General features: G+C 41.5%; 23 protein-coding genes. 16 read left to right on the top strand and 7 right to left on the bottom strand.

Features of this window, described 5'->3' with window-relative positions:
- Window positions 1-39: 39 nt before the first annotated feature.
- On the bottom strand, window positions 40-612 hold the full coding sequence (locus NSU11_RS16910; protein ID WP_151039854.1) for a TetR/AcrR family transcriptional regulator: 573 nt from the start codon (window positions 610-612) through the stop codon (window positions 40-42).
- A gap of 90 nt (window positions 613-702) precedes the next feature.
- Window positions 703-3,234: a PEP/pyruvate-binding domain-containing protein gene (locus NSU11_RS16905; RefSeq protein WP_342493682.1), complete on the bottom strand. Its 2,532-nt coding sequence runs from the start codon at window positions 3,232-3,234 to the stop codon at window positions 703-705.
- 281 nt (window positions 3,235-3,515) lie between these two features.
- Here NSU11_RS16905 and NSU11_RS16900 point away from each other — a divergent pair, with 281 nt between their 5' ends.
- From NSU11_RS16900 to uvrA, 3 genes are all read left to right on the top strand, one after another.
- Window positions 3,516-3,761 (top strand): CsbA family protein, encoded by a 246-nt coding sequence (locus NSU11_RS16900; RefSeq protein WP_025093987.1) that lies wholly within the window; start codon window positions 3,516-3,518, stop codon window positions 3,759-3,761.
- A 279-nt stretch (window positions 3,762-4,040) separates the two neighbouring features.
- Window positions 4,041-6,026 (top strand): excinuclease ABC subunit UvrB, encoded by a 1,986-nt coding sequence (gene uvrB, locus NSU11_RS16895; RefSeq protein ID WP_024423583.1) that lies wholly within the window; start codon window positions 4,041-4,043, stop codon window positions 6,024-6,026.
- A gap of 7 nt (window positions 6,027-6,033) precedes the next feature.
- Window positions 6,034-8,910, top strand: a complete 2,877-nt coding sequence (gene uvrA, locus NSU11_RS16890; protein ID WP_224426740.1) for an excinuclease ABC subunit UvrA — start codon at window positions 6,034-6,036, stop codon at window positions 8,908-8,910.
- A 230-nt stretch (window positions 8,911-9,140) separates the two neighbouring features.
- Here uvrA and NSU11_RS16885 read toward each other — a convergent pair whose 3' ends face one another.
- Window positions 9,141-9,371, bottom strand: coding sequence for a hypothetical protein (locus tag NSU11_RS16885; protein WP_024423581.1), 231 nt, complete (start codon window positions 9,369-9,371; stop codon window positions 9,141-9,143).
- Window positions 9,372-9,568: 197 nt separating this feature from the next.
- Between NSU11_RS16885 and NSU11_RS16880 the strand changes: the two genes are divergently transcribed.
- The 5 genes from NSU11_RS16880 to NSU11_RS16860 all read left to right on the top strand — a co-directional run bounded on the left by NSU11_RS16880 (window position 9,569) and on the right by NSU11_RS16860 (window position 15,544).
- Window positions 9,569-9,904 (top strand): hypothetical protein, encoded by a 336-nt coding sequence (locus NSU11_RS16880; protein ID WP_342493681.1) that lies wholly within the window; start codon window positions 9,569-9,571, stop codon window positions 9,902-9,904.
- Window positions 9,905-9,915: 11 nt separating this feature from the next.
- Window positions 9,916-11,007, top strand: coding sequence for a DUF4097 domain-containing protein (locus NSU11_RS16875; protein WP_024423579.1), 1,092 nt, complete (start codon window positions 9,916-9,918; stop codon window positions 11,005-11,007).
- Between the two features lie 6 nt (window positions 11,008-11,013).
- On the top strand, window positions 11,014-11,208 hold the full coding sequence (locus NSU11_RS16870) for a PspC domain-containing protein (protein ID WP_024423578.1): 195 nt from the start codon (window positions 11,014-11,016) through the stop codon (window positions 11,206-11,208).
- Window positions 11,209-11,595 carry a phage holin family protein gene (locus NSU11_RS16865; protein ID WP_024423577.1) on the top strand — a complete coding sequence of 129 codons (387 nt, stop codon included), beginning with the start codon at window positions 11,209-11,211 and terminating at the stop codon, window positions 11,593-11,595.
- A 94-nt stretch (window positions 11,596-11,689) separates the two neighbouring features.
- The gene (locus NSU11_RS16860; RefSeq protein WP_342493680.1) at window positions 11,690-15,544 is read left to right on the top strand and encodes a metallophosphoesterase; all 3,855 of its coding nucleotides are present in this window, start codon (window positions 11,690-11,692) and stop codon (window positions 15,542-15,544) included.
- A 30-nt stretch (window positions 15,545-15,574) separates the two neighbouring features.
- Here the strand turns inward: NSU11_RS16860 and NSU11_RS16855 are convergent, their stop codons facing one another.
- The 3 genes from NSU11_RS16855 to nagA are packed head-to-tail and all read right to left on the bottom strand — an operon-like array spanning window position 15,575 to window position 18,234.
- Window positions 15,575-16,300, bottom strand: a complete 726-nt coding sequence (locus tag NSU11_RS16855; protein ID WP_171464715.1) for a GntR family transcriptional regulator — start codon at window positions 16,298-16,300, stop codon at window positions 15,575-15,577.
- Between the two features lie 18 nt (window positions 16,301-16,318).
- Window positions 16,319-17,044, bottom strand: a complete 726-nt coding sequence (nagB, locus tag NSU11_RS16850) for a glucosamine-6-phosphate deaminase (RefSeq protein ID WP_171464714.1) — start codon at window positions 17,042-17,044, stop codon at window positions 16,319-16,321.
- Window positions 17,044-18,234, bottom strand: coding sequence for an N-acetylglucosamine-6-phosphate deacetylase (gene nagA / locus NSU11_RS16845; protein ID WP_171464713.1), 1,191 nt, complete (start codon window positions 18,232-18,234; stop codon window positions 17,044-17,046). Before nagA ends, nagB begins: the two co-directional genes overlap by 1 nt.
- A gap of 177 nt (window positions 18,235-18,411) precedes the next feature.
- Between nagA and hprK the strand changes: the two genes are divergently transcribed.
- The 8 genes from hprK to NSU11_RS16805 all read left to right on the top strand — a co-directional run bounded on the left by hprK (window position 18,412) and on the right by NSU11_RS16805 (window position 24,217).
- Window positions 18,412-19,344 (top strand): HPr(Ser) kinase/phosphatase, encoded by a 933-nt coding sequence (hprK, locus tag NSU11_RS16840; protein ID WP_024423572.1) that lies wholly within the window; start codon window positions 18,412-18,414, stop codon window positions 19,342-19,344.
- 11 nt (window positions 19,345-19,355) lie between these two features.
- A complete protein-coding gene (gene lgt / locus NSU11_RS16835) occupies window positions 19,356-20,180 on the top strand; it encodes a prolipoprotein diacylglyceryl transferase (RefSeq protein ID WP_103131662.1) in 825 nt (274 codons plus the stop codon).
- A 20-nt stretch (window positions 20,181-20,200) separates the two neighbouring features.
- Complete coding sequence (locus tag NSU11_RS16830; protein WP_024423570.1) at window positions 20,201-21,145, top strand: nucleoside recognition domain-containing protein; 945 nt, start codon at window positions 20,201-20,203, stop codon at window positions 21,143-21,145.
- Window positions 21,142-21,792: a pyrophosphatase PpaX gene (gene ppaX / locus NSU11_RS16825; RefSeq protein WP_024423569.1), complete on the top strand. Its 651-nt coding sequence runs from the start codon at window positions 21,142-21,144 to the stop codon at window positions 21,790-21,792. Before NSU11_RS16830 ends, ppaX begins: the two co-directional genes overlap by 4 nt.
- 1 nt (window position 21,793) lies before the next feature.
- On the top strand, window positions 21,794-22,312 hold the full coding sequence (locus NSU11_RS16820; protein ID WP_024423568.1) for an acyltransferase: 519 nt from the start codon (window positions 21,794-21,796) through the stop codon (window positions 22,310-22,312).
- Window positions 22,313-22,381: 69 nt separating this feature from the next.
- The gene (locus tag NSU11_RS16815) at window positions 22,382-22,810 is read left to right on the top strand and encodes an Rrf2 family transcriptional regulator (protein WP_024423567.1); all 429 of its coding nucleotides are present in this window, start codon (window positions 22,382-22,384) and stop codon (window positions 22,808-22,810) included.
- An 87-nt stretch (window positions 22,811-22,897) separates the two neighbouring features.
- Window positions 22,898-23,539, top strand: a complete 642-nt coding sequence (locus NSU11_RS16810) for an NAD(P)-dependent oxidoreductase (protein ID WP_206534292.1) — start codon at window positions 22,898-22,900, stop codon at window positions 23,537-23,539.
- A gap of 45 nt (window positions 23,540-23,584) precedes the next feature.
- Entirely contained in the window at window positions 23,585-24,217 is a 633-nt protein-coding gene (locus NSU11_RS16805; RefSeq protein ID WP_044334247.1) for a DsbA family protein, read from the top strand.
- 40 nt (window positions 24,218-24,257) lie between these two features.
- Here NSU11_RS16805 and NSU11_RS16800 read toward each other — a convergent pair whose 3' ends face one another.
- Complete coding sequence (locus NSU11_RS16800; RefSeq protein WP_024427666.1) at window positions 24,258-25,046, bottom strand: C39 family peptidase; 789 nt, start codon at window positions 25,044-25,046, stop codon at window positions 24,258-24,260.
- Window positions 25,047-25,206: the final 160 nt, after the last annotated feature.

Below are 25,206 nucleotides of genomic sequence, written 5' to 3'. Positions count from 1 at the left end.
GTGTATACCACCTTTTGTAAAAAAGAAGAATTCCACCCTTTAAGCGGGAGAAATTCCTCTCATGAAAATGTGTGTGCATGTTTCAATAAAATCTTCTTTTTGTGTGAGAACGAGTTGAAAATCTTGCTCTAGCTGCTGAATGAAAAATCCGAAATACGTACTAATGAAAATGTCTGCATAAATGTCTTCATTTCCTTTTAATACATGATGCTGGGCACCCATCTTTTTGAAATATTGTATGAGCATTTCTCTCAATTCTTGAGGATAAATCTTTTCGTGACTGGTTAAATCCTTATACATAGCCGGTTCTCGCATACTGATATAAATAAATTCTTTTTTGGAAGTCAAATCTTCAAGGAAATAGGTACCGAGAAACTTCAAATCGGTGTATAAATCGCCTTTGAATTCTGCTTCTAGGGTTTTTGTCGGTGTTGATTTCATTTTCATAATGGCAGCAATCACGCCGCGTTTGTTTTTAAAGTTGCGAAAAATAGTTGCTTCACTCACATTCGCTTTTGTCGCTATTTCTTTGGTTGTTGTTTTTTGATAGCCTTTTTCAGTTAATAAATCCATTGTTGCGCGAATGATTCGTTGATTTGTAGATTTTAACAAGCATACTCACCTCAGGTTATGAATGTGTTTGCAACAAAGTAAGTATACCGATAAAACCTATGACCGCCAATATCATCCAAAATGATAAGTTTATGCACGCGAATGCTGTTTTAATATCTGAATGCGTCCATTGCTGCCATCTACTGTCACAAGGTCACCGGATTGAAGTGTTTCAGTTGCTATTCTAGTACCTAAGACAGCTGGCATCATATACTCTCTTGCGATAATAGCTGAATGAGATAAAATGCCTCCAGCATCGGTGATGACTGCTTTCGCATCTCTAAATAAGCTCGTCCATAAAGGTGTGGTCGTTTTACAAACTAAAATATCATCCTTTTGAAATTGTGAGAATTCGTCAGCACATGTAATGACTTTTACTCTTCCAGAAACAATACCGCTGGATGCGCCAATTCCATGGATCACATCGTGTGTGTTGTTTTCATTTTCTCTTAATGAACCAAGCATTCTTTCTACTTGCTGCAGTTCCGCTTCAGTTGGTGTACCAATGTAAGCCGGTGGTTGAATATCTTCATTTTCCTTCATTTCTATCTTTCTTTGCTGGATAACCGAATCAAATGAGATAGACGTTGTGAGCGCTTTTTGTACCTCTTCATCGTAGAGATACCAAAGATCTTCTTGATGAGGAATGGCTCCTTTTTGTACAAGAAGTTCACCTATTTTTAATAGATATACCCGGGCCTTTGCATCTAACATGGCATCAATATAGAAGTGGTGGTCATCTCGGATATTCGCTGCTCGAAGGGCAAATTGATACAGTGTCTCAAATTTTGTTTTAAACGATTCATCCTTCACTTGACTCATAAAATGTTTATATGTCTCTTGTCTTTTGATCACTGCTTTTGCAAATTCTTCATCAAAATCACAATGGCAATGGATGTTATTTCTGATGATATCTAATATAAACTCCGGGTTTTCTGCCCAAGTCTCATCTGTAAGGTCATGACTTTTAACAGATCGCCAGCCGTAAACTTGGAGAAAATCCTCCAATTTCGAAATGAAATGCCTTCCTTTTTCCGAGTGATTGAGTGCATGTAACAGCTCCGAGTTCTTTTCATGTTGAATAAATGCTTGATGAAGTTCTGGATCTTGAAGGACATCCTTTGCGATATCAGATAGCACCTTGTCTGTTTCAAGAGATTTGTTCATCACGCCTATCATCATTTCGTGCAGCAAGACGACTTGGGTTTGATCACCAGTATACGTTACAAGCATGTCTTCAATGATGGCTGATAGAATGACTTGTGGTATGACGATATCAAAATGATCATCATATGCTTGAATATAAAAATCCTTTAATTCTTCAAAGCCAATGATGGCTTTTTCAATGGTCATAGGTTCATTCATTTGGCGATCGAGTTTTTCGTAAAATGGAAAGAAATTTTTCTCTAGAATCTCATACATCCGTTCACTTAAATGCGGAAATAACTCAAATATGCTTTCATCAAAAACGGGTGCAGCTCCTTCTTGCGCTTCTGGCAGATCCGGTGCTGAGTATAGGTGGCCTCTGTAAAGCTTAATATCTTTGATGTTCATATCAGGTACTTGATACTTTTCTCCATTTTTCTTCATCCCGCTTTTTAAGGCTGGTATGATCAGGCTTGAGAAAAGAGGGCTCGTTGGACCAGGCATATGATCATCCATTGAAATCCAGAAATCCTGCAGCTCTTCTGGCTTCATTTGAAAAGAAGCACCTGCTGTTTCATTTACTGCTTTTGGAAGAGCTGTAGTAATCGGCCTTGCTTGAAGTAGATAAAACGACCCATCTGCAATTCCAAATTCGATATCGACTCCATGTCCGTAAAGTTCTTCTACTTGTTTCGTGATTTGTGTGATTTCCTTCAATTGATCATCGTTCAGGCAAAACTGACCAGCCATTTCCTCCGATACTGGCTCCTCGATGACACCCTCTTGCAAAGGAACAATTTGTAGCTCTTTCGCCCCAAGTGTTTTTTCAATCGAAAAGTTCTCTTTATCTACAATAAACGTGTCTGGTGTCACAAGGCCGGAGACAATTGCTTCTCCCAATCCGTAGCTTGCGGTCAGCATCATTTCATTTGTTTTCCCCGATACGGGATTCTCACTAAAGATGACACCGGAGACGTCAGAATGGATCAATCCTTGAACGACAACGGCCATGAGCGGCATCTCTTCCTCATTTTCATTCATCTCTTCCTTATATTCTGTGACTCTCGCTGCAAAATAAGAAGACCAGCATTCTTTGACTGCCTGTAAAAACTCTTCATTTGTTTTGATATTTAAATAAGTCTCGTACTGTCCTGCAAATGAGGCGCCTTCGAGATCTTCAGCAACAGAAGAGGACCTGACTGCAACTGAGGGGTAAGTCTTCCGCAAGGATTGAAAGGACGAAAGCAGCTCTGCTTCCATTTGTAAAGGAAACGATGCTTCTTTGATTTTTTGAGAAAGGTTTTGTTCTGCTGGCTGCAGATTGTGATATGAAAGAAAGCTTGCAAAGCTGTTGGTTTTGATAATAAATCCATCTGGGACTGGCAGGCCGTGATTGTTTAATTTGATTAAATTCAGGCCTTTTGCCCCTGCGAGTGATGCGGATTCTTCAGCCGCATGAAATAAAACTGAATACATGGGAATGCCCCCTTATCCAAATAGCCAATAGTTTGTATGTCTCTCTATTTTTTAAAATGATAGTGCGCACTATCATTTTAATCATAGGATTGATTGGATGTTATTGTCAAAGACGGAAAGACCTATCTTTACAAAGGGGACAATCTCACTAATTTCCTTCTATTTCTAAAACAAAAGTCTCCGAACATGGAGAAAAAAGGCGAAATTGAAAACTGTGAATTGTTCAATATGCCAATCTTTACTATAATCAAGGAAGTAGACCATGAAGAGGGAGGGTTTTTGTGATTACAAAAGCCATATTTGCACTAGTTTTTCCTTTCTTGCTCGTTATTTTATTTTCAAAGGTTACTTATAATCATTATGTGGGCATTGCGTTAACAGCAGCGCTTTTATTTGCTTCGTACATGAAAGGCTATACAGAAACCTACTTTATTGTGGGATTAGATATTATTTCTTTAGTAGCTGGGGCTTTGTTTATGGCTAAGAAAGAAATCGAAAAGAGAGAAAAAGCTGAAAAACATCAATGATGTTATCTCAATGCTGAAAATTGACATGTTTTAAACAAGAGCTGTGCTTACGATTTCTAGTAAGCACAGCTTTCTTTTTCTGCTCATCGAATATCTCACTCCAAAATGTTCCATACTGAAAGGAAGGTTTTCTTAAGAGGGTTATTTGCCATGGGAGAGAGGGTATGACTGTATTGGAAATAAAAATCAAGTAAGAGCCGAACTTTAGTTCGTATTTTTGTGTTCTTTTATGATAATATATTCATTAGATAGATTTCGTAACGAAACGGAGGCTTTGATGTGAGTGACCGCTTTGAATTAGTTTCTAACTATCAGCCCCAAGGAGATCAGCCAAAGGCGATTGAAAAGCTTGTTGAGGGGATCCATCAGGGGAAACAGCATCAAACGCTGTTAGGTGCTACAGGTACGGGAAAGACCTTTACTGTCTCCAACCTGATCAAAGAAGTGAACAAACCGACACTTGTCATTGCGCATAATAAGACACTTGCCGGTCAGTTATACAGCGAATTCAAGGAATTTTTTCCGAATAACGCTGTTGAATATTTTGTGAGTTACTATGATTATTATCAGCCAGAGGCATATGTGCCTCAGACCGATACATTTATTGAGAAGGATGCCAGCATCAATGATGAGATTGATAAGCTGAGACACTCGGCTACGTCCTCGTTATTTGAGAGAAGGGATGTCATCATCATTGCCAGTGTGTCCTGTATTTATGGCTTAGGTTCGCCAGAGGAATACAGAGAGCTTGTGCTGTCTTTGCGTACTGAAATGGAGATTGAACGCAATCAGCTTCTTCGTAAGCTGGTGGATATTCAGTATTCTCGTAATGATATAGATTTTCAGCGCGGAACCTTCCGAGTCAGAGGAGACGTTGTTGAGATTTTTCCCGCTTCACGAGATGAGCATTGTATCAGAGTGGAGTTTTTCGGTGATGAAATTGAACGTATTCGTGAAGTGGATGCGCTGACTGGAGAAATACTTGGTGATCGAGATCATGTGGCGATTTTCCCAGCATCTCACTTCGTCACAAGAGAAGAAAAAATGGAAAAAGCCATTATCAATATTGAACAAGAGCTAGAAGAACAGCTTGAAAAGCTTCGCGAAAATGGAAAATTGCTTGAAGCGCAGCGCCTTGAGCAGCGGACAAGATATGACCTTGAGATGATGAGAGAGATGGGCTTTTGTTCAGGAATTGAGAACTATTCAAGACATCTGACCTTGCGTCCGCCTGGTTCAACACCTTACACACTGCTTGATTATTTCCCAGATGATTTTATGATTGTTGTCGATGAGTCGCATGTGACGATTCCGCAAATCCGCGCCATGTACAACGGGGACCAAGCTAGAAAGCAAGTGTTGGTTGATCACGGATTCCGCCTGCCATCAGCACTTGATAACAGACCGCTCACCTTTGATGAGTTTGAAAAGCATATCAATCATATTGTGCATGTATCAGCAACGCCTGGTCCGTATGAGCTTGAGAAAACACCAGAGGTTGTGGAACAAATTATCCGTCCAACAGGATTACTTGATCCAATCATTGAAGTCCGTCCGATTGAAGGACAAATTGATGACTTAATTGGAGAAATTCATGCACGAGTTGAGAAAAATGAGCGTGTGCTCGTGACCACACTGACGAAGAAAATGTCTGAGGATCTCACAGATTACTTAAAAGAAATCGGAATCAAGGTGAATTACCTGCATTCCGAGATTAAGACCCTTGAGCGGATTGAGATTATCCGTGATCTGCGTCTCGGTAAATATGATGTGCTTGTTGGAATCAACCTTCTTCGTGAAGGACTGGATATTCCAGAAGTGTCGCTTGTGGCCATTTTAGATGCGGATAAAGAAGGCTTTTTACGCTCTGAAAGATCCCTCATCCAGACGATTGGCCGTGCAGCGAGAAATGCAGAAGGCCGGGTCATTATGTATGCAGACAATATGACGAAATCGATGGACATTGCGATTCAAGAAACGAAGCGAAGACGAGAACAGCAAGAAGCATATAACGAGAAATTCGGGATTACACCGCAAACGATCCATAAGAAAATTCGAGATGTCATTAAGGCAACAAAGATACATGAGGATTCAGAAGAATACGAAACAAAAGCAGCACCAAAACTTTCAAAAATGAGCAAAAAAGAACGAGAAAAAGTGATCGAAAAAGTCGAGATGGAAATGAAAGATGCAGCAAAAGCGCTTGATTTTGAAAAAGCAGCAGAATTAAGAGATCTATTGCTAGAGCTAAAAGCGGAAGGATGATTGCCTGATGGCTATGGAACGAATAGAGGTGAAAGGTGCTAGAGCCCACAACCTTAAAAATATTGATGTGAATATCCCGCGTGACCAGCTAGTGGTCATTACGGGGTTATCTGGTTCAGGAAAGTCGTCGCTTGCCTTTGATACGATTTATGCAGAAGGTCAGCGCAGGTACGTTGAATCTCTTTCAGCGTATGCACGCCAATTTCTTGGGCAGATGGATAAACCGGATGTAGATGCCATTGAAGGTCTTTCTCCGGCGATTAGTATTGACCAGAAAACGACGAGCCGAAACCCTAGATCAACAGTTGGTACTGTCACTGAAATTTATGATTACTTGCGTCTCTTGTATGCTCGAGTCGGAAAACCTATTTGTCCTATACATGGAATTGAAATTACGTCACAAACGATTGAGCAGATGACAGATCGTATTTTAGAGTATCCTGAAAGAACGAAATTACAAGTGCTTGCGCCAGTTGTATCCGGCCGCAAAGGAACACATGTGAAAGTGCTTGATCAAATTCGGAAGCAGGGCTATGTACGAGTGAGAGTCGATGGAGAGATGGAGGATCTTTCAGAAGATATCGAGCTTGAAAAGAACAAGAAGCATTCCATTGAAGTAGTCATTGATCGAATTGTCGTGAAGGAAGGCGTTGCTGCTCGGCTGTCTGACTCCCTTGAAACGGCGCTGCGGCTGGGCGAAGGCCGAGTGATGATTGATGTGATTGGACAAGAAGAGCTGTTATTCAGCGAACATCATGCTTGTCCGCATTGCGGGTTCTCTATTGGTGAACTTGAGCCGAGAATGTTTTCATTTAATAGTCCTTTTGGTGCCTGCCCGAGCTGTGATGGGCTCGGTTCAAAACTGGAAGTCGACCCTGAGCTTGTCATTCCTAATAAGGATCTGACTTTACGGCAGCATGCCATTGCACCATGGGAGCCGCAAAGCTCGCAATACTATCCGCAGCTTCTTGAGGCTGTTTGTACACATTATGGCATCGACATGGACATTCCAGTGAAAGATATCCCATCGCATTTATTCGATAAAATTTTATATGGAAGCGGATCTGAACGGATTTATTTTAAATATGAAAATGATTTTGGTCAGGTACGTGAAAATGAAATTGAGTTTGAAGGCGTTCTTCGTAATATTGAACGGCGTTATAAGGAAACAAGCTCAGATTATATTCGTGAGCAAATGGAAAAATATATGGCCAATCAGCCATGTCCAACATGTAAAGGGTATCGTCTGAGAAAAGAAACGCTGGCGGTTCTCATCAATGGCAAGCATATCGGAGAAATCACCGATATGTCTGTCTCTGATGCCCTTGATTTCTATGAAAAAATCGAGTTGTCTGAGAAAGATTTGCAGATTGCCCAGCTCATTTTACGTGAAATAAAAGAGCGTTTGTCCTTCTTAAATAATGTGGGCTTAGATTATCTGAATTTGAGCCGGTCCGCTGGCACACTATCAGGCGGAGAGGCGCAGCGGATTCGCCTGGCAACTCAAATCGGCTCAAGGCTGACAGGTGTTCTTTATATATTAGATGAACCATCCATTGGTCTGCATCAGCGCGATAATGACCGGTTGATTGGGACGTTGAAAAATATGCGTGACATCGGGAACACACTGATTGTCGTGGAGCATGATGAAGATACCATGCTAGCCGCTGATTATTTAATAGATATTGGACCTGGAGCAGGAGTTCATGGAGGAGAAGTGATTTCAGCTGGAACGCCAGAAGAAGTCATGAAGGATCCGAAATCCTTAACAGGCCAATATTTATCAGGTGAGAAATTTATTCCGCTGCCAATTGAGAGAAGAAAGCCTGACGGCCGCTATATTGAGATAAAAGGTGCAAAAGAAAACAACCTGAAAAACGTGAATGCGAAGTTCCCTCTGGGCGTCTTTACAGCTGTGACCGGAGTATCCGGCTCAGGAAAAAGTACGCTTGTGAATGAAATTCTATTAAAATCACTTTCACAAAAATTGCACAGAGCGAAGGCGAAGCCAGGGCAGCACAAAGAAATCAAAGGAATGGATCATTTGGATAAGGTCATTGATATTGATCAATCTCCAATTGGCCGTACACCAAGATCCAACCCTGCCACGTATACAGGTGTCTTTGATGATGTGCGGGATGTGTTTGCACAAACAAACGAAGCAAAGGTACGAGGCTATAAAAAAGGCAGATTCAGCTTTAACGTCAAAGGCGGCCGCTGTGAGGCGTGCCGCGGGGATGGCATCATTAAAATTGAAATGCACTTTTTGCCAGATGTGTATGTGCCTTGTGAAGTGTGTCACGGGAAACGTTATAACCGCGAAACACTCGAGGTCACATATAAAGGGAAAAACATTGCTGACGTGCTTGAAATGACTGTGGAGGACGCACTCCAATTTTTCGAGAATATCCCGAAAATAAAGCGGAAGCTTCAAACGATTTATGATGTGGGGCTAGGATACATTACACTTGGACAGCCTGCAACGACATTGTCCGGAGGAGAGGCGCAGCGCGTGAAATTGGCATCTGAGCTTCACCGCCGTTCAAACGGAAGGTCCCTTTATATTTTGGACGAGCCGACAACAGGACTGCATGTGGATGATATTGCCCGTTTATTAAAAGTGCTTCAGCGTTTGGTTGAAAACGGAGATACGGTGTTGGTCATTGAGCACAACCTTGATATTATCAAGGCTGCTGATTATCTCGTTGATCTCGGACCAGAAGGTGGTGCAGGCGGCGGAACGATCATTGCCTCTGGCACTCCTGAGCACATTGCAAAAGAAGAAGCATCTTACACAGGAAAATACTTGAAGCCTATTTTAGAGCGTGACCGTAAACGCATGAAACAGTTGGTTAAAGAAACGGAAAGTGTGACTTCTTCATAAAGAAAACCCCTCGATAAGAGGGGGTCAGCGTGTAGACAAACCCTCGCATTCTTTGTCAGTTCTGCGCTCCGGTGCTCACGAATGTTTCAATTCGCTCCGCTCCGGTACTCGTCCTTCCTAGGGCTGCAAAGGTTTTCTATCACGCTGAAAAGAAGACAAAGGGCTAAAATCAAGATCATTTTAGCCCTTTGTCAACAGTCTGAAACCCCTCAATAAGAGGGGTTTTTCTTTTATTGCACATCTTCCTTCGGCATTAAATTACTGAGGTGCGTTAAATCCTTTAAAATATGGGTGCTGCTGCTGTCGAGCAGTACCTTTAAATAACGGATATCACCATACTTTGGATGAGACGGATGAATGGTCTCAAGCTCCTTGATCATATCGCTGTTCATGCTTTTCTGTTTTTGTATAAGGTCTAAAAGCGTTTGAGCCGTTTGTTTTGTATTATGATGATCTGTCAAAATAATTACCCCCTATATTGATAATCACCATCTTTTCAACATATTTTAAAGGGTAATCTGTGAAGAATCTACTCTTAGGTGCAAAAAGAAATAATTTGTGTCTAAGGTCATATGTAAATCGAATGATTTTGAAACTTTTTATACGCAATAAACGTATGAGTTAGAAAGGAATTTTCGTTATGAAGGAGCGAATATATATGAATAGAGATCAGTCGATTATTGCTTCTATTTGTTATTTTAGTGTATTATTTATGCCGTTTATCGTACCGATCGTGGCGTTTTTTGTAGTAGATCAAAAGGAAACGAAGCGGCACGCATTGCGGGCATTATGGTCACATCTTTTGCCGGTCGCAGCGTGCATTCTGTTGATTTTTGGGTCTATCCCATTTTTATTGACGACACAGGCAGGTGACTCGCTCATTCTAGTCATGATGGTGTTCATCTTGTCTTTTTTAGTAGTCATTGGCTTTTTGATCTCTGTCATTTGGAATATCATTCAAGGTATTAAAGTACTTCAATCCATCAAATCTTAGGAGGGCTTTGTATGAATGAAAAAGAACGAATTTTAAAATTAGTAGAAGACGGAGTATTATCAGCAAAAGAAGCAATTACGCTGCTGGAAAAACTAGAAGAAGGTCAGTCAGTCTCATTAGAAAAGTCTACGGCTGATCACACCTTTCATGAAGAAAAAGCTGGAGCAGAGAGCAAAGGAAACGGCACCGAAAATCTTGGGGCAAAGCTGTTTGGCTGGTTAGACTCTGCGGTGAAAAAGGTAAAAGACGTGGATCTTGATTTGAACTTTGGACAGTCCGTTGATGTTGAGCACATTTTTCAGTTCAAGGACGCATCGCTTTCCCATTTAGATATTCAATTGGCGAACGGCAGCCTCAACGTGATGCCTTGGGACGATCGAGATATTCGAGCAGAGTGTCATGCAAAAATTTACCGTGCAGAGGATGGAGAGCAGGCAAGACAGCAATTTCTCAATCAATTGGACTGCGGGCTTGAAGGAGATAAATTTTTTATTCGAACCGAAAAGAAGACGATGAAAGTCAATGTTACATTATACGTACCGCGTATCCAATACGATAAGATCAAGGTCAAGCTGTTTAATGGACCGATTCGCGGGGAAAAGCTAAAGACAAAAGAACTTGCCGCGAAAACGACAAATGGTGTTGTCTCGTTTGCTTCGTTACAAGCAGAAAAAGTCGGAATAGAAACAGCAAACGGACAAATCAAACTGGCAGATCACGAGTGTGGTATGATTGAAGTAGAAACCATCAATGGGCTCATAGACCTGCGCGGGAAAAGTGAATCAATTGATGCTCAAAGCTTTAATGGAAATATTGCTGTTCAGCTGTCAGATGAAAAGTGCCGTTCCATCTATGCGAAAACGACAACAGGCAGTGTGGACGTTCAGATTCCGCGTGCATGTGCAGTGACCGCTGAGCTGAAAAGCAATCTTGGGTCTATCTCTCACGATTTACTTGATGCAGAGATGATTAAAGAAAAAAATGAAACATTACAAAAAGAGAAAATGATCAAAGCAAATCAACAAGCGGTGCACAGTATATCCATTTTTGCAGAAACAAAAACAGGCTCAATACAAGTAAAGCACCAATCAGACAAGGAGTGATTCTACATGAAGAAGCTTTATCGTTCAGCAACGGATAAAAAAATAGCGGGTGTTGTTGGTGGACTTGCGGAATATTTAAGTGTGGATGCATCCCTGCTTCGCATTTTAACCGTCATCATCGGATTTTTGACAGCATTTATGCCGATCTTCCTGATCTACTTCATCTGGTATTTTGTTGTTCCGGAAGAAGGCACTAAATAAATGCTTAGATGGATCGTCAGTATTTTAGTAAATGCATTACTTTTAATCGTCATTGCTGGATATTTTGATTCGGGCATTCTGCCTGGGCTCGGGAGCGTGTATATTGAAGGTTTTGGCGCAGCCATTGTGGCAAGTATCATTTTGTCCTTGCTCAATATTTTAGTGAAGCCGTTTTTGATCATTTTAACGCTTCCAGTGACCGTTCTTTCACTAGGATTGTTCTTATTTGTCATCAATGCGATTACACTCATGATGACATCGAGCTTTATGGGAGATAGCTTTAACATTGATGGATTCGGAACGGCCATTTGGATGGCTGTCATTTTATCCATTTTCCATCTGTTGATACAAAAAGGAATTGTAGAGCCGTTAGCGAAAAAAAGCTAACGGTTTTTTTGTGCAAATTTGCATCGTTTCTCCGTTCCATCTGACATAAAAACGACCTTCAGGAGACACAATATCCGAAGGGAGGCGGTGCAAGATGGTGAACGTGAGCAGACAAATCATGCTTTTATGTTTTTTTATCATTCTTTTTTGTTTCAGTCAGCCTGCTTCAGCAGGCCCTTTTCTTCAAACAGAAGTGAATGTACCGGACAAGCCTTTTTCGCCTTTTATCTTTGACCAATTTCATGTGGACGTCCGCCCGGTTCTAGGAAAAAGCCATGATCTACAGTTTCGTGCGTCCATTAGTGACCAAGAACAGATTTTGTCTGCGAACTTGTATTATAAACAAAGTGATGAACTGGGGTACCGCTTGATTCCAATGGAACGGCTGCCAGGGATGAAGCCAGAATTCACAGCGAAAATTCCGCCAGATCAATTATGGAATCCAACCGTTCGTTACTATACAGAGTTCCTTACGCAAAAATCAGTAATCAAAACGGCAGAGAAATCGGTTCATTTAAATGGATTTGAAGAAGATCTTTCACATATTCCGGATTTATTCATCACAGAAATTGTCGTCAATTCAAAAAACCGAAAAGGCAAAGATGCTTTTGAGTTTATCGAAGTGTATAACACGACACATGCGCCTATCTCTCTTAAACATTATCAGCTCCGCTACCGCAATCCTGCACAGGGCATTGAAATGGATGATGTATATTCCTTTCACACAAATCCAGTCACCATTTCACCTGGAAAACCTTATGTATTCTGGCTGAGAAAAAAAGGGCAGGAGCATTTAACGACAGCGGACTTTAATGCCATGTACAAAAGCCAATTAAAAGAGGGCGAGCATCTATCTATTATCGAGAGCAAAGGGCTGTCCAACTCTAAATCTCGTCTTGTTTCGATCACAACAAATATAGGTGAAGAAATTTCTTCTGCCGCTTTTCGTTTGAAGCCATCATGGTTTAGCGAGCATAAATCCTTGCTGTTTAAGTATCCAATGGATGGTACGACGCAGACGAAGCTGATTTCGAAAATTGAGGAAGAACCCACTCCAGGTAAAGTACTAAAAGCACAAATTCCATCTGAGAAAAAGGAAATTTCTCAAGATATCCATAAACCTGTGATTGAAGATATGACGGTAAGGAAGCCGGTGAAACCAACTGAAAGTGTAGAGATTAAGGCAGATGTCCAAGATGATCAGGCTGTAAAAACCGTCAAGCTGCGCTATCGAACGAATCGAAAAGATCCGTTCAAGGAAATCCTGCTGCAAAAAGACCATAATGACCGGTTATTTCATCATATTATTTATTCACCTGAGTTGATTGGGAAAGAACAATTGGAATATCAGCTTGAAGCGTCAGACGGCGAAAATGAAGCCAAGACGTTGAAAAAAACGATTGATGTGGAGCAGGTCAGCAAAGCCCACGGTCTACGATTCAATGTAGAAGAGGGAGATACGGTATCAGGTTTATTTTCATTAAAGGCAACGTCTGATCAGAAAAAAAGCATCGAATTGCGGATAGATGGAAAACGGAATCAGCAAGTATCCTCTGCCCTTGAAGCAGATCCATATATCGCATTTGATGTCAAAGGAACAAATTTATATTTTAAAAATGGTGTATCTATAGGTAGGCGTTTACTTTCTATTTTTGATGATTCGACAAAAGTGTACCGTACCTATACAATGCCAATACCCGAAGAAGAGATAAAAAAGGCAGGTCTCCAAACGATCTCTTTTCACGCTGGCACAAAGTCTTCTCCGGTGGACCGGCTGCCTGGAGAGAATCATGATGATTTTGAATTGAAAAACGTCAGGATGATCTTATCAAATGGAACACAAATTCCGCCAATCAATGCAAAGCCGCTAAAAGAATGGAGAATGGGAGACAGCGGGAACGCAAAAAAGGTGAGAACGTTTCAATTTGAAATTCCAAAAGAGGCGTATGTCTCAACCTATATAAAGTGGGACACAAAAAGGCTGAAAGAAGGGCCGCACCTGATTGAGGCCAAAACCTCAGACGAGCACGCTTCAGTACGTGTGAAAGTTGATAACACTGGGCCGAGAATAAAGACGAACGTACAAGCAAAGGATCAATATAAAGGCGCCTTTACATTAAAAGCAAAAGTAACGGATCGCTGGAGTGACATAGAGGAGTTGAAGGCATATGTAGATGGCAAACCAGTTTCTTTGCCATATCAGACGTCCTCTAGTGAATTAAAGCCTGGGAAGCACACGTTTACGATCAAAGCAAAAGACGCAGCTGGCAACATGTCGACGTTAAAAAAAGAGTTCAAGACGGTACATGAGCATCCTGAAACACCAGAGCGGGTGGCAGATAAGACAAAAATGAAATCATCAAAACAAACTGTGCTAACCAAGGATCCAACGAATGATAAGTTAGATTACTCTTTTTATCGTGCCTATCAATATACATCGCTGCATCCTTCAATGAAGATTTTTAAGTATGCAGCAGAGACAGAACCGCCTAAGAGTTATCTCCAAAAAGGAGAAATGATTTTTTCTGATCAAGAAAGGAACCGCATTGCATTTGTTGATGGGAAGTCTGTTGAAACGAAGGATTTACAGCGTTTTCCTTATCATCGTTTTCAAATTAAGGTTCATCATGGTGTACGTGAAAAGGATGTCGTCGAAGCTGTATGGAAAGGGAGTTCATTGTCAGGGAGAAAGGTGACAATGTACGCGTGGAATCACCAGCAGGAAAAGTGGGATAAAATCACTCATCACTTTGCCAAGGATCAAAAGGAATTTTACCTGAAAGGGCTGCTGTCAGTGAGACAGTACATGAAGAATCAAACGTTTGATTTGCTAGTACAGGATGAAATCAGCAAATCGCAAAAGCCATATAAGATGGTATGGATGTCTGACACTCAATATTATGCAAAGAGCTATCCTCATATCTTTAAACAAATGGTTGAATGGATCAGAGATCAAAGAGAAAAATTAAACATTCAATATGTGTTCCATACAGGCGATATTGTAGATGATTCAAAGGATAAGCAATGGCACCGTGCTGATACATTTATGCGTGTATTGGATCAGAATCACATTCCTTATGGGGTTTTAGCAGGAAATCATGATGTTAGACACAAGGACGGTTTATATGCGGAATACGGGAAATATTTCGGGAAAAAACGCTTTGCTGATAAGCCTTACTATGGTGAATCCTATCGTAACAATAAAGGTCATTATGATCTCATCTCTGCCGGTGGCAATGATTATATGATGGTGTACATGGGCTGGGGGATTAAGCAAGATGAAATTGATTGGTTAAACCGTGTAATTTCTGAGCATCCAGATCGTATCGTCATTTTAAATTTCCATGAGTATTTGTTAGTGAGCGGCAACCGAAGCCCGATTGGCGACCTCATCTTCCATCAAGTGGTGAAACGCCATCCTAATATTGTGGCCGTATTTAGCGGCCATTACCATGGAGCAAGCAGGAAAGTAGATGAGCTTGATGATGACCATGATGGAAAAGTCGACAGGAAAGTATATCAAATACTCGCCGATTATCAGTCAGGACCTGAAGGTGGTCAAGGGTTTATGAGGGTCATAACAGCCGATCAAGAAAAAAATCAACTTCATTTTACGACATACTCTCCTTACTTGAATCAAGAGCATTTTTATGATCCTAAAACGTATGGAGATCAGGATGAATTTTCAATCGATGTAGATTTGAAACCGAAAATGAAATCTGTCAAAACCAATTATTTTGAACTCAATGTGTATACGAATGTTCTTCTAGGAGAAGCGCGCGGCGTAAAAAGCGGCAAAAAAGCAAGCTTTGAGTGGAAGGGCTTAAAGCCAAATGAAGATTATTATTGGTACACTGTAGCAAAAGATCGTTTTCAAGGAAAAGCCATTTCACCAATATGGAAAATTCATACAAAAAATGATGACGAAACAAAATTTCTTAGGAAATAAAAAAACAGTGCTCCGTGTCAGGGGCACTGTTTATCTTTCCATTGTATGAATGAGCTTGTAACGATCCCCTCTATAAACGGAAACAACATACTCAAATGGAATGTCTTGTTGAAAAAAAGTCGTTCTTGTTATGGACAGCACAGGATCGCTTGCTGAAATAGACAGCAAGTGTGCTTCTTCCTTTGAGGCAACATTGGCTTCAAGCTCCTGTTTGGCATGAGCAATGACATGTCCAGTGTGAGTTTCTATATATTCATATAAAGAGCCCGTTAAATGTTCCTTTGTTAAATCTCCGGCAAATCTTTCAGGTATATAGCTCGTTTCAATCGCCATCGGTTCATCATTTGCAAGGCGTATTCGTTTTAGTTCAAATACAGCATCACTATTTGACAGGTGTAAGACTGGCAGCAAGTGCTCTGGACATGCGGTTTTTTTAAAGTCAATCAGCTGGCTTGATGCTTTGAGCCCTCGCTGGCGCATATCCTCTGAAAAGCTTGTTAAGCCTTGAAGCGGCTGTTCAAATTTTTTTCGGCTTACAAAGGTGCCTTTTCCTTTTTGTCGATACAAATATCCTTCGTTCACAAGATTCGATAAGGCTTGTCTGACAGTCATTCGACTAATACCAAAGCGTTCGGCATATTCTCTTTCAGAAGGAATGAGTGTATCAGGTGCTAATGTTCCATCCTCAATCTGTTTTTTCAGGTTCTCCATAATCTGATGGTACATCGGAATAGGTGACTGCTTATCAATAAACATGTGAAAATCCTCTCGTTTTTAGCGTAGTGATCCAGCTTCTCGATCAATCAAGACCGTTACATCTTCATGAAGTTTCAGTGCAGACGCTGGGAAGTCCGGATGAATTTCTGCCTGTTCTAAATATTGTATCACTTTCGCTTTTGATTTTCCCGAAGCAAGAAGGAGAATCTTTTTACTTGAAAGAATGCTCGCGATTCCCATTGTGATGGCATGTGTAGGTACCTCATCAATAGAAGAAAAGTATCTTGCGTTAGCCTGTCTCGTGTTTTCATCTAACTGCACGACATGAGTCTTTGAGTTGAAAGGGGTACCTGGTTCATTAAAACCGATATGCCCATTTTGACCGATTCCAAGGAGCTGAAGATCGATGCCGCCTACATCCTCAATGAGCTGGTCATATCTTAAGCATTCCTTTTCTAAATGAGCTGCATTGCCATTTGGAAGAAAATACTGATCGTGAGGGAGATCAATATGGTCAAATAAATGACGTTTCATGTAGGTCATATAACTATTTTCGTGTTCTGGATCAAGTCCTGCATATTCATCTAAATTGATTGTTTTTGTTTGCTTGAAAGACAATTGATGCGCTTGATGAAGTTGAATTAACTCTTTGTAAGTTTCAATAGGTGTACCGCCCGTTGCTAGGCCGAGTACGGCATCAGGTTTAGCAGCTATTGTCCTTGCAATAATGGCAGCTGCTTCTTTTCCTAATTGATCTTTGCTTTCAAATTCGATGATGTTCATTAGTGGTTGGCCTCCTTTTTTTCAAAGACGATTTGTCCACGGCAGATCGTCATCATCAGTTCACCAGATTCATCCCAAATCACCAGATCTGCTAGTTTTCCAACTTCGATGGAACCGAGCTGTTGATCAAGTCCCAGCTGAGCGGCCGCATTGGTTGAGGTCATCTTCGCAATCTCTGTCCAATCACAATCAGTGAGCTGTTTCATCCGTCTGACGCCATCTTTCATTCGCAAAATCGATCCTGCAAGTGTACCATCGTCCAGCAATGCTTTTTCGCCGCTGACTGTGACCGTCTGACCGCCAAATTCATACGTTCCATTCCCAAGCCCTTTTGCACGCATCGAGTCTGTGATCATGATTAAACGATCACTTCCTTTTGCCAAATACGCAAGCTTGATGGAAAGAGGATGGGAGTGAATCCCATCTGTGATCAGCTCAGTATGAAGATTCTCGTTCGTAAGAGCAGCACCTACAGCGTTCGGTTCACGGTGCTGAAACGAACTTATTGCGTTATAAAGGTGCGTTACATGGCGTGCACCATGCTTAGCTGCTAAATTGATCATGTCATGATGGGCATTCGTATGTCCAATAGAAGGGATAATGTTCTTTTCCTGTAATAGAGAAAGAAATGCAAAATCTGTGTCTTCCTCAGGTGCAAACGTGACAATTCGAATGAGCTGATCAGAAGCATCCAGCCATTTTTTAAAAAGCGGAATATCAGGCTGTTTAATCCATTGAACAGGCTGTGCTCCTGCCTTATCTTTAGAAATAAATGGACCTTCGAGGTGGATTCCTATACATTGTGCCTGATTTCCTGCTTGTGCTTCATTACTTTGTTTCCACTGAGCGACATTTTTAAGTGCATGCTCAATTTCATGATGGTTTTGTGTGATGGTTGTCGCTAAAAAACTTGTCGTTCCTTCTGACGGTAGGTTGTCAGCGAGTGTATTCATCGCTTCTGCCGTCGCATCCATCATGTCTGCACCATATCCGCCATGGATGTGAATATCAATCATTCCAGGGAGTAAATAAAAGTTTTCCCGGGAAATATATACTTTTTCATAATTTCCTGTCGGTGGTGATGTTGAAATATAGTCAATCTTGCCATCGCGTAAACCGACAAAACCGTTTTCAATGACCTTTGTCTTTGTCACAATATGAATGTTGGAGAGCAATAAAGAACCGCTCATGTTTGAGCCCCCTTATTCGTTATCTTTCATTTAAGTTTACTCTTTTTAAGTATAGTTGTCTATACCAGTTAGGGCGGTGAAACAGGAACAGGATAAAATACTGTTTTGGGTTCATCATTGAAAGTGATAAAATAGAGCTGTATTTCTGAATCGCCTGTGATAAAAGGAGGAAGAAGCGTGCCGAAAGTTCGTACGAAGGACATAATGGAACAATTTCATCTTGAACTGGTAAGTGGGGAAGAAGGGATTAATCGTCCCATTACAATCAGTGATCTTTCCAGGCCAGGTATTGAAATGGCTGGTTATTTTACATATTATCCAAAAGAAAGAGTTCAACTTTTAGGGAAAACAGAGCTTTCTTTTTTTGAACAGCTCCCAGAACGCGAACGAAAGCAGAGAATGATGTCTCTTTGTACAGATATTACCCCTGCCATTATTTTGTCACGAGATCGTGATGTCCCGAAGGAATTAATCGAAGCATCAAATGAAAATGGCGTGCCTGTTTTACGATCTAGTCTAAAAACGACAAGACTTTCGAGTCGATTGACCAACTTTTTAGAAAGTAAGCTTGCACCAACGACTGCCATTCATGGGGTGCTCGTAGATGTATATGGTGTAGGTGTATTATTAATTGGGAAAAGCGGAGTAGGGAAAAGTGAAACAGCCTTAGAATTAGTGAAGAGGGGACATCGGCTGGTTGCAGACGATTGCGTGGAAATCCGTCAAGAGGATCAGGATACGTTAGTCGGGAGCGCACCTGAGCTGATTGAACATCTTTTAGAAATCCGCGGGTTAGGCATTATTAATGTGATGACCTTATTTGGAGCAGGCGCTGTCAGAAGCTATAAGAGAATTACGATTGTAATGAACCTTGAGCTTTGGGAACAAGGCAAACAGTATGATCGTTTAGGACTTGAAGAAGAGAAAATGCGCATCATCGATACAGATGTGCCGAAGCTGACGATCCCTGTGCGGCCAGGACGAAACTTAGCGGTCATCATTGAGGTGGCTGCGATGAACTTCAGGCTGAAACGTATGGGACATAATGCAGCAGAACAATTTACAAGTAAACTTGCTGATGTCATTGAAGACAATGGCCAGGATGAATAGGAGTTGACTATATGAACGAAGCAATTCAGCCAATTGATCCGATTGCTTTTCACCTCGGACCTATTTCGGTTCATTGGTATGGTGTGATTATTGGGGTCGGGGCCTTGCTTGGACTTTGGCTCGCCTTGAGAGAATGTGAAAAAAGAGGAATCAATAAAGATCTGTTTATTGACTTAATCTTATTTGCCATTCCAATAGCGATTATTTGTGCCCGAATTTATTATGTATCCTTCGAATGGGATTACTATCAGCAGCACCCAAACGAAATCATTAAGATTTGGAATGGTGGAATTGCGATTCACGGCGGGCTGATCGGTGCCGTGCTGACAGCCATCATTTTTACAAAAGTGAGAAAGGTATCCTTTTGGAAAATAGCTGACGTCGCAGCACCTAGTATTTTACTAGGGCAGGCAATTGGACGCTGGGGGAACTTTATTAACCAAGAAGCACACGGTGAGGCGGTTTCAAGAACCTTTTTAGAAAATTTGCATCTGCCTGAGTTTATCATTAATCAAATGTATATTGATGGTACCTATTATCACCCGACGTTCTTATACGAATCATTATGGAATCTTGTTGGTGTTGTCATCTTGATTTTATTACGCAGAACTTCGCTGCGCAGAGGCGAAATCTTCTTGTCTTATTTAATTTGGTATTCAATCGGCCGTTTCTTCATTGAAGGGATGAGAACAGACAGCTTAATGCTGACAGAGCATCTTCGAATCGCACAGATGATTTCGATTGCGATATTCGCAGTGGCTGTTCTACTGATTTTCTTTAGAAGAATGAAAGGATACGCATCGATTCCGTATAAAGAGAACAACTCATCGAATTAAGCAGGGGGGATCAGAAGAAGATGGGAGAGACATGGAAAAACGGCTTGAAAGCAGGGCTGTCGACAACTTGGACACTTGGTAAAGTCATCTTTCCAGTGACCATTCTCGTCAGTATCTTGCAGCATACGCCTGTCATGGATTGGATCATCCGATTCATTCAGCCATTTATGGGACTGTTTGGTCTTTCGGGGGAAGCGGCTATTCCGCTTGTATTAGGAAATATGCTGAATTTGTATGCGGGGATTGCTGCCATTTTGACATTAGAGCTTCCTGTGAAGGAAGTGTTTATTTTGGCAGTGATGCTGTCCTTTTGCCATAACTTGATCATCGAATCAACAGTGGCAGCAAAGGTTGGACTGAGAGTATCTGTGATTTTGCTGGTCAGAATCAGTCTTGCTGTTATTTCTGCTATTGTCATTCATCTCGTTTGGCAGGGAGGCGAGGAGCCGGCGCAATATGGACTTTTGAGTGCAGCTCAGGCGGCTGATGTGCCTTCCAGCTGGTACATGATCGTCCTTCTTGCTTTACAAAAAGCAGTACTCGGTGTGCTGCAGCTTGCCTGTATCGTTATCCCGCTCATGATCATCATTCAATTCATGAGAGATTTAGGGTGGCTCCATACACTGTCTAAGTGGCTGTCACCTTTTACTAGAATGCTTGGAATGAAAGAAAATACGTCTATGACGATGGTGGCTGGATTAACGATTGGTCTCGCTTATGGAGCCGGTGTGATGATGAAGGCAGTGGAAGAGGACGGTGTGAGTAAAAAGGACTTAACCCTTGCTTTTATTTTCCTTGTTGCCTGCCATGCGGTGGTCGAAGATACGCTGGTTTTTATTCCACTTGGTATTCCGGTATGGCCGCTTCTTGTGATCCGCCTGATTTCTGCAATTTTATTGACAGCTGCCATTAGCTATATTTGGCGGAAGCGGGAACATGCAGCTGTTAGAAAGGAAGCCATATGAACGAATCAACGATCAACACAGTGCTATTTGATTTAGATGGCACATTAATCAATACAAATGAATTAATTATTGCTTCATTTCAGCATACGCTGGACCATTATTATCCTGGTCAGTACAGCCGTGAGGATATTCTTCATTTCATTGGTCCGTCCTTGTTTGATACATTTTCTGCGATGGACCCTGATTTGACAGATGACATGATTCAGATGTACCGCACGTTTAATCATAAGCAGCATGATCTGCTTGTGACTGAATATGAGACCGTTATCGACACATTGAAAGTCCTGCAGGATCGAGGATTTAAGCTCGGTATTGTCACAACGAAGATACGGGATACGGTTTTAATGGGATTGAAGCTGACCGGTTTAGAGCCGTTCTTTGAGGTCATTGTGACGCTCGATGATGTCCAAAATGAGAAGCCGCATCCGGAGCCTGTTCAGCTGGCATTATCAAAGCTCGGCAGTGATCCGCATGAAGCGGTGATGGTCGGTGATAATTATCACGACATTTTGTCTGGTCAAGCGGCAGGGACAAAGACGGCAGGTGTTGCTTGGTCGATTAAGGGAGAAGAGGCCCTTTTAAAGCATCGCCCTGATTTCATGCTGAAGAAAATGAGTGATCTCCTGGCGATTGTTGGAGCTGATTAAGTTGAGAAAAACAGATCGTTATCCTGTAAAAGGGGTCAATTCGCTGCGGCAAGTCTATCGGACAGTTCCCTTTTTCAAAGTGGTGAAAAATTTCATTTTTATTCAAATGGCAAGGTACACGCCTTTTATGGGAATGAAAAATTGGATTTACCGAACCTTTCTTCGTATGAAGGTCGGCGAGGATACGGCGTTCGCCTTAATGGTGATGGTTGATCTGATGTTTCCTGAGAAAATCACTGTCGGTCGAAATAGTGTGATCGGCTATAACACAACCATCTTGTCCCATGAGTATTTGATTAAAGAGTACCGACTTGGGGAAGTCTATATTGGTGATGAAGTCTTAATTGGAGCTAATTCAACTATTTTACCTGGTGTGACCATTGGGGATGGAGCGATCGTATCGGCTGGTACACTTGTTCATAAGGATGTCCCAGCAGGCTCATTTGTTGGAGGTAATCCAATGCGCATGATTTATACGAAAGAAGAAATGGAAGCACGTCAATCTACGTCTGCTGAGTAGCTCGGCAGACTTTTTTGTTGACAATGTGACATGGTGTAACTATAATGATTACAACAGAGGTGAGAAAACATGAAAATCAGCAGCAGATTTACTGTCGCTGTCCATATTCTGGCCTTGCTATCACTTGAAAAAGGATCATTACAGACATCGGAGGATATCGCGGGAAGTGTGAATACAAACCCAGTGGTCATCCGCCGCATTATGAGTAAATTAAAAAAAGCAGGTCTAATCTCAACGAGTCTTGGCAAAGGTGGTTCTCAGCTGAACCGCAGTGAAGACGACATCACACTGCTCGATGTGTATAAAGCGGTTGAAGTCGTGGATGAGGGAGAATTGTTTCAAATTCATGAAAGCCCAAATCCTGACTGTCCGATCGGTGCAAATATTCAAGCGGTGCTTGAATTAATTTTATGCCGCGCTCAAAGTGCGATGGAGCAAGTGCTTGCTGAGATCAAATTAAGTGAACTAACGCATGTGCTAATCAAAAAAATTGGATGATCAATTCAATTTTTTTTACCTCTGTTGTAACCGTATTAGTTACACCTTTCTTTATCAACATAAAATCATATTGCAGGAGGAGTTAACATGAAAATTGGAATTATTGGCGCAACAGGTAAAGCAGGACAAGAAATTGTGAAAGAGGCTCGATCAAGAGGACATGAAGTAACGGCAATCGTCCGTGATGCACAAAAGGTGACAGATTCATCTCTATCTGTTCTTGAGAAGGATGTGTTTCACTTGCAAGCAGAAGACATCAAAGGCTTTGATGTGATTGTAAATGCATTTGGCGCACCTGCTGGAAAAGAGCATCTTCACGTAGAAGCTGGGAAAAAGCTGATCGATATTTTAAAAGAGGCACCTGAGACTCGTTTGATCGTTGTGGGCGGAGCAGGAAGTCTATTTGTAGATGAGGCGAAAACAACAAGACTAGTGGACACACCAGAGTTTCCTAAAGAATATGCTGCTACGGCTTCACAGCAAGGAGAAAACCTAAAAGATCTTCAACAGACAGAGGGATTAAAATGGACCTTCCTCAGCCCAGCTGCATTCTTTAATCCAGCTGGCAAACGTACAGGTTCTTACGTGAAAGGGAAAGACCATCTGATTGTCAATTCTAAAGGTGACAGCTATGTGAGCTATGCTGACTACGCCATTGCGCTCGTTGATGAGGTGGAGCAGGCAGCCCATGTTGGAGAACGTTTTACCGTTGTATCTGAAGCTGAATAAGCAGTTTCATGGCCGCCTAAAAACGATAAATAGGGAGTCTAACGTATGAATGAGCAAGAATTGTCTTTCATCTATGTATGGGATGCGTATTGTGGCTGGTGTTATGGATTTTCAAACAGTATCCGCACTTTGCATGAAAATCATCCGGAGATATCATTAACACTTGTGTCGGGTGGTTTATTTGTAGGAGAAAGAAGTCTTCCAATAAAGGATTATCCACACATTCCAGAAGCAAATCAGCGTATTAGTCAGCTGACTGGTGCCGAGTTTGGTGAACGTTATCAGAAGCTGTTAGCAAACGGAACGTTTCTTTTAGACTCTGAGGCTGCGGCCATTGGTTTTTCTGCATTAAGATCCATCGCACCTGAGCACGCATTGTACTTGGCTTCATCGATGCAAAAGGCTTTTTATCAAGACGGAAAAAGCCTGAGTGATGAAGAAACGTATCGGGAGATCGCTTTGGCGCATCATCTTGATCCTGACGCAGTCATAGAACGCATGAAAACAAAAGAAGCGATGAATGATGCGTATGCCGACTTTGCGAAGGTTCATCAACTTCATGTGAACGGCTATCCTACACTTTTATTAAAAAGAGGGGATGAATACTTCAGCCTGGGCGGAGGTGCGATGACAGCTGAAAAGCTTGAAGACCGCCTGAAGGAATTACTAGGAAAATGAAGCAATAAAAACAACCTCTACGTGAATAGAGGTTGTTTTTTTACGCTTTAATGATAATCGCCTGACTGCCCATCTGTTCCCAAGAATCTTCAAATTGATCACGGTCGACTTTTTGATTCTTTTCTCCATAGGGGTTATTCAAGTAGACATGCTCCTTGTCATAGCCTGTGATGACCACGCTATGCATATTAAAGCTTACATCTATTTTGCCATTTGGTGTATTCCATGTTTCGATGTTATCTGTTTTGTCAAAGGTGGATGTCGTAATCACCCAGACAGGATAGCCTTTTTCAAGGGATTGATAGATGGCCTTTTTAACAGGCTTTCCGGTTAAGTCGACTACTTGATCGCCCGCGTATTTTTTCGCAAGCTGATAAATCGGTTCGTGGTAAACCCCAAGACCCGGTCCATTCTCCATATCGCCTACAAACCCGTCATGAGGGTCTCCTTTTAAGCCATTTTCATAATTGAGCGGAACGCGTTTGATTTCATTTGCCAATGTGTTTTTCGTTACTTGCTCATAGCCGCTGTAATGAAGCAGCATCGCTAAGCTCGTGACTTCGCATCCGTTATAAAGCCTTGGCGCATCCATTTGATTGTAGAGAATGACGTCCATGGCTTTTTTGCTTCCTTTTAATGAATGATGTGTGGTTTCTGCTTTTTTCGTTGAACGAGTTTCTTCAGCCGCAAGTGCTGTATCGTTTTCTTTTGCTGCTTTTTGCGGCGAAGCTGTTTTCTTGACTTGATCGATTTGTGAAACGTATATAAAGCCGAAATAAACAAGACATGCGCACAACAAAGTTAAGATGAATGTCTGGATGAACTTCACTGTTAATCTCCTGTGTTATTCAATATTTTTAAGTATTATAGCACGTTCCTTCATCGAACATACAGAAAAGGCACAGGTGTCACTTGAATGTAATAATTCCAGAATATGTTGATGAAAATAGGGAGAAATAAAAATGATTGATTTAATCACTTTATTTTGT

Source organism: Bacillus sp. FSL R5-0712 (assembly GCF_038593285.1).
GTDB lineage: Bacteria > Bacillota > Bacilli > Bacillales > Bacillaceae > Bacillus > Bacillus safensis.
Note: the sequence above shows the minus strand (reverse complement) of the source record. Positions and strands in the feature narration are given on the sequence as shown.

Excerpts from the sequence above, each read along its gene's own strand:
- NSU11_RS16905 (WP_342493682.1), bottom strand. The coding sequence starts at position 3,234 with ATGTATTCAGTTTTATTTCATGCGGCTGAAGAATCCGCATCACTCGCA.
- uvrA (WP_224426740.1), top strand. The coding sequence starts at position 6,034 with ATGGCTATGGAACGAATAGAGGTGAAAGGTGCTAGAGCCCACAACCTT.
- NSU11_RS16880 (WP_342493681.1), top strand. The coding sequence starts at position 9,569 with ATGAATAGAGATCAGTCGATTATTGCTTCTATTTGTTATTTTAGTGTA.
- NSU11_RS16875 (WP_024423579.1), top strand. The coding sequence starts at position 9,916 with ATGAATGAAAAAGAACGAATTTTAAAATTAGTAGAAGACGGAGTATTA.
- NSU11_RS16870 (WP_024423578.1), top strand. The coding sequence starts at position 11,014 with ATGAAGAAGCTTTATCGTTCAGCAACGGATAAAAAAATAGCGGGTGTT.
- NSU11_RS16865 (WP_024423577.1), top strand. The coding sequence starts at position 11,209 with ATGCTTAGATGGATCGTCAGTATTTTAGTAAATGCATTACTTTTAATC.
- NSU11_RS16860 (WP_342493680.1), top strand. The coding sequence starts at position 11,690 with ATGGTGAACGTGAGCAGACAAATCATGCTTTTATGTTTTTTTATCATT.
- NSU11_RS16855 (WP_171464715.1), bottom strand. The coding sequence starts at position 16,300 with ATGTTTATTGATAAGCAGTCACCTATTCCGATGTACCATCAGATTATG.
- nagB (WP_171464714.1), bottom strand. The coding sequence starts at position 17,044 with ATGAACATCATCGAATTTGAAAGCAAAGATCAATTAGGAAAAGAAGCA.
- nagA (WP_171464713.1), bottom strand. The coding sequence starts at position 18,234 with ATGAGCGGTTCTTTATTGCTCTCCAACATTCATATTGTGACAAAGACA.
- lgt (WP_103131662.1), top strand. The coding sequence starts at position 19,356 with ATGAACGAAGCAATTCAGCCAATTGATCCGATTGCTTTTCACCTCGGA.
- NSU11_RS16830 (WP_024423570.1), top strand. The coding sequence starts at position 20,201 with ATGGGAGAGACATGGAAAAACGGCTTGAAAGCAGGGCTGTCGACAACT.
- ppaX (WP_024423569.1), top strand. The coding sequence starts at position 21,142 with ATGAACGAATCAACGATCAACACAGTGCTATTTGATTTAGATGGCACA.
- NSU11_RS16815 (WP_024423567.1), top strand. The coding sequence starts at position 22,382 with ATGAAAATCAGCAGCAGATTTACTGTCGCTGTCCATATTCTGGCCTTG.
- NSU11_RS16810 (WP_206534292.1), top strand. The coding sequence starts at position 22,898 with ATGAAAATTGGAATTATTGGCGCAACAGGTAAAGCAGGACAAGAAATT.
- NSU11_RS16805 (WP_044334247.1), top strand. The coding sequence starts at position 23,585 with ATGAATGAGCAAGAATTGTCTTTCATCTATGTATGGGATGCGTATTGT.